This is a genomic window from Bordetella petrii (genome assembly GCF_020991325.1).
Classification (GTDB): Bacteria; Pseudomonadota; Gammaproteobacteria; order Burkholderiales; family Burkholderiaceae_B; genus Bordetella_A; species Bordetella_A petrii_E.
The window spans coordinates 1-3519 of the sequence record NZ_JAJMLX010000376.1 but is presented as its reverse complement, the minus strand read 5'-3'; the positions used below and the strand labels follow the sequence as shown (position 1 = coordinate 3519).

Sequence of the window (3519 nt, the reverse complement as noted above, 5' to 3'; positions counted from 1 at the left end):
GGGCGCCCAGCGCGCCCGGGACCGCGTCGTCAACCTCGTCGCTGCGCTCCTTCGGTTTCCCTCGCTCGGCTCCGAGGCGCCCCGCCCCCGGCCAGGCCCCCGCCCCGACTCGCGCCGTATTTATTGGCCCATTGCAGGCGTGAGCAGCGTTCTTGCGCTTCGTGGCTCATGTATGGGGTGGAGGAAGAAAGTGCGGTGCCGGGAAACCGGGCCGCCCAGCGCGGCCCGGTTTGCCATCCGGATGGTGGTGGGCGGGGGGGGGCTGGGTTTCGCAAAATGGCTGACATCGTGGTGTGTCACGAGGGTGTCAGTTGGACGTTCTTAGCAGGGTGGTCGCAGCAGGACATTCTCAGCAGTACGGTGTCTGGCACCCTGGCGGGAGCCAGACACCCTTGAACATCCGTGAAAACTCGCCATGTCGCTATTGAGGTGAAAGAAGTCAATGCGAATTAAGGCGAAAAAGGTTGAGGCGAAAGAGGGCACTTTACGGGGTATGACCGGGTGTCTGGCTCCCCGCAGGGGTGCCAGACACCGTCGTCAGCCGTTGTGGCGCGCTGGCGCACGAGTCAAAGCGGAGGACACGCATCAGTCCGAATGCGTTCCAAGGGCGCTCAGGGCGCCCGGGCGGCTTCGTGAAGCCCCGCCCCCCGCCGGCCGCCCGTCCCGACGCCGCAAGAACCCAATATCCCCCCACGAACAGGTAAAATCCCCCTTTCCGCCGCCCATTCCCCTCCTTCATGTCTGCCCCGCTAGCTTCCATTCCGTCCGGCAATGCCCCGGAATCCTTCGGCATCGCGTCGGTCGCCGAGATCATCGCCGAACTGCGTGCCGGCCGCATCGTCATCCTGGTCGACGAAGAAGACCGCGAAAACGAGGGTGACCTGGTCATGGCGGCCGAGTTCGTCACGCCCGAGGCCATCAATTTCATGGTCACCCACGGGCGCGGCCTGGTCTGCCTGACACTGACCGAAGACCGTTGCCGCCAGCTGGACCTGCCGCTCATGGCCAGCCGCAACGGCACCCGCTATGGCACCAACTTCACGCAGTCCATCGAGGCCGCCGTGGGGGTCGAAACCGGCATTTCCGCCGCCGACCGCGCCCGCACCATCCAGGTGGCGGTGGCGCGCGACGCCAAGCCCGCCGACCTGGTCCAACCCGGCCATATCTTCCCCGTGCGCGCCGTGCCGGGCGGAGTGCTGGTGCGCGCCGGCCACACCGAAGCCGGGTGCGACCTTACCGCCATGGCCGGCCTGACGCCGGCCGCCGTCATCTGCGAAATCCTCAATCCCGACGGCACCATGGCCCGCCTGCCCGACCTGGTCGAGTTCGCGCGCCAGCACAGCCTGAAAATCGGCACCATCGCCGACCTGATCCAATACCGCAGCGAGCACGAATCGGTGGTCAAGCGCGTGGGCGAACGCCGCATGCAGACCGCCTGGGGCGAGTTCCGCGCCGTGGCCTACCAGGACACGGCCAGCGGCTCGGCCCACCTGGCCCTGGTGCACGGGGACATCGACCCCAAGCGTGAAACCCTGGTGCGCGTGCACGAACCCGCGTCCATCCTCGACGCCCTGGACACCGGCGCCACCGCGCACAGCTGGGGCGTGGGGCGCGCGTTGCAAGCCATTGCCCAGGCGCAGGCCGGCGTGGTCGTGCTGATGAACTGCCAGTCGTCCACCGAGCACCTGTTCGGGCAAATAGCCGGCTGGGGCGGCCCGGACACCCCGCAGTCCCAGCCCGATGGCGACCGCTACGGCCTGCGCACCTACGGCATCGGCGCACAGATCCTGCGCGACCTGAACGTCGGCCAGATGCGCCTGCTGGCGCGTCCGCGCAAAATGCCCAGCATGGCCGGCTTCTCGCTCACCATTACGGGTTACGATTGCGACCCTTCCACCTCCGCCACCCCGACCAAGGCCGAACCATGAATCCTTACATCCTCACCCCCGACCTGAACGGCGAAGGGCTGCACATCGGCATCGTGCGCGCCCGCTTCAACGAAGAAATCGGCCAGGCCGAATACGAAGCTTGCCTGCAGCAACTGGCCGAGTTGGGCGTGGACGAACGCGACGTCATGGTGGCCACCGTGCCCGGGGCGCTGGAACTGGGCGTGGCGCTGTCGCACATGGCGGAAACCTTTGAATTCGACGCGCTGATCGCCCTGGGCGCGGTCATCCGCGGCGAAACCTATCATTTTGAAGTCGTCAGCAACGAAATGGCCAGCGCCATTTCCCGCATTTCGCTGCAAACCGGCATTCCGGTGGCCAATGGCGTGCTTACCGTCGATACCGACGAACAGGCCCAGGCGCGCGCGGCGGGCAAGGGGCGCGATTGCGCCCAGGTGGCCGTGGAAATGGCCAACCTGGTCGCGGCCCTCGAACCCGAGGAAGAAGACGACGAAGACGAGGACGAAGATTTTGACGACGAAGAAACCGACCGCCGCTGATAGCGCGGCGCAGGCGCGGGCCAGCGCCCGCAGCGCGCGCCGCCGTGCCCGCGAATTCGCGCTGCAGGGCGTGTACGCCTGGCTGCTGCGTGGCGGCGAAGGCACCCAGGACGCTGGCGAGATCGACGCTCACCTGCGCGATGCCGAAGATTTTTCCGAAGCCGACGCGCAGTGGTTCAAGACACTGCTGCATGGCGTGCTGCGCGAAGCCGCCGGCCTGCGCGAGCGCTTCACGCCCTACATCGACCGCCCGCTGAACGAACTGTCGCCGGTCGAGCACGGCATCCTGCTCATCGGCAGCTACGAACTGGTGCATCACGTCGAAGTGCCGTACAAGGTGGCCATCAACGAGGCGGTCGAACTGGCCAAGTCGTTTGGCGGCACCGACGGCTTCAAGTTTGTCAACGGCGTACTCGACAAGCTGGCGGCCGACGTGCGTTCGGCCGAAGTACAGGCCGCCGCGTCGCAGCGCCGCTAAGGCAGGCCGGCCGGCGCCGCGGCGCCGGCATGGAGACCATCTTGGCGTCTGAATTCGACCTGATCGCGCGTTATTTCTCGCGGCCCGTGCCGGCCGGCATGCTTGGGGTGGGCGACGATTGCGCGCTGTTCCCCGTGCCCGCCGGCATGCAGATCGCCACCAGCACCGACCTGCTCATCCAGGGCCGGCACTTCTTCCCCGATGTCGACCCCCAGGCGCTGGGGCACAAATCGCTGGCCGTCAATCTTTCCGACCTGGCCGCCATGGGGGCCAGGCCCATCGGCTGCGTGCTGGGCCTGGCCTTGCCGCAAGCGTCCGCCCCCTGGCTGTCGGCGTTCGCCCGCGGCTTTCACGATCTGGCCGATGCCCATGGCTGCCCGCTGATGGGCGGCGACACCACCCGCAGCCCGAACGACCTGGCCATCAGCGTCACGGTGTTCGGCGCGGTGCCGTCGGGCCGCGCCTTGCGCCGCGATGCGGCGCGCGCCGGCGACCAGGTATGGGTGTCGGGCAGCCTGGGCGCGGCCGATGTGGCCTACCGCATCCTGGCCGGCCGTCGACGTTATCCAGTCCACGAACTGCTGCGCCGGCTTGG

The 3519-nt window shown here is 67.7% G+C and carries 4 protein-coding genes; all 4 read left to right on the top strand.

The genetic code is table 11. From position 1 onward, the window contains the following. Positions 1-737 precede the first annotated feature (737 nt). The gene (gene ribBA, locus LPZ50_RS23170; protein WP_230665209.1) at positions 738-1928 is read left to right on the top strand and encodes a bifunctional 3,4-dihydroxy-2-butanone-4-phosphate synthase/GTP cyclohydrolase II; all 1191 of its coding nucleotides are present in this window, start codon (positions 738-740) and stop codon (positions 1926-1928) included. Beyond that, the gene (gene ribH, locus LPZ50_RS23165; RefSeq protein ID WP_230665207.1) at positions 1925-2446 is read left to right on the top strand and encodes a 6,7-dimethyl-8-ribityllumazine synthase; all 522 of its coding nucleotides are present in this window, start codon (positions 1925-1927) and stop codon (positions 2444-2446) included. Before ribBA ends, ribH begins: the two co-directional genes overlap by 4 nt. Further along, positions 2418-2924, top strand: a complete 507-nt coding sequence (gene nusB / locus LPZ50_RS23160) for a transcription antitermination factor NusB (protein ID WP_230665204.1) — start codon at positions 2418-2420, stop codon at positions 2922-2924. Before ribH ends, nusB begins: the two co-directional genes overlap by 29 nt. A gap of 29 nt (positions 2925-2953) precedes the next feature. Then, positions 2954-3519 (top strand): thiamine-phosphate kinase (thiL, locus tag LPZ50_RS23155; RefSeq protein ID WP_230665202.1); only part of this gene is annotated, 566 nt, incomplete at its 3' end.

Excerpts from the sequence above, each read along its gene's own strand:
- ribBA (WP_230665209.1), top strand. The coding sequence starts at position 738 with ATGTCTGCCCCGCTAGCTTCCATTCCGTCCGGCAATGCCCCGGAATCC.
- ribH (WP_230665207.1), top strand. The coding sequence starts at position 1,925 with ATGAATCCTTACATCCTCACCCCCGACCTGAACGGCGAAGGGCTGCAC.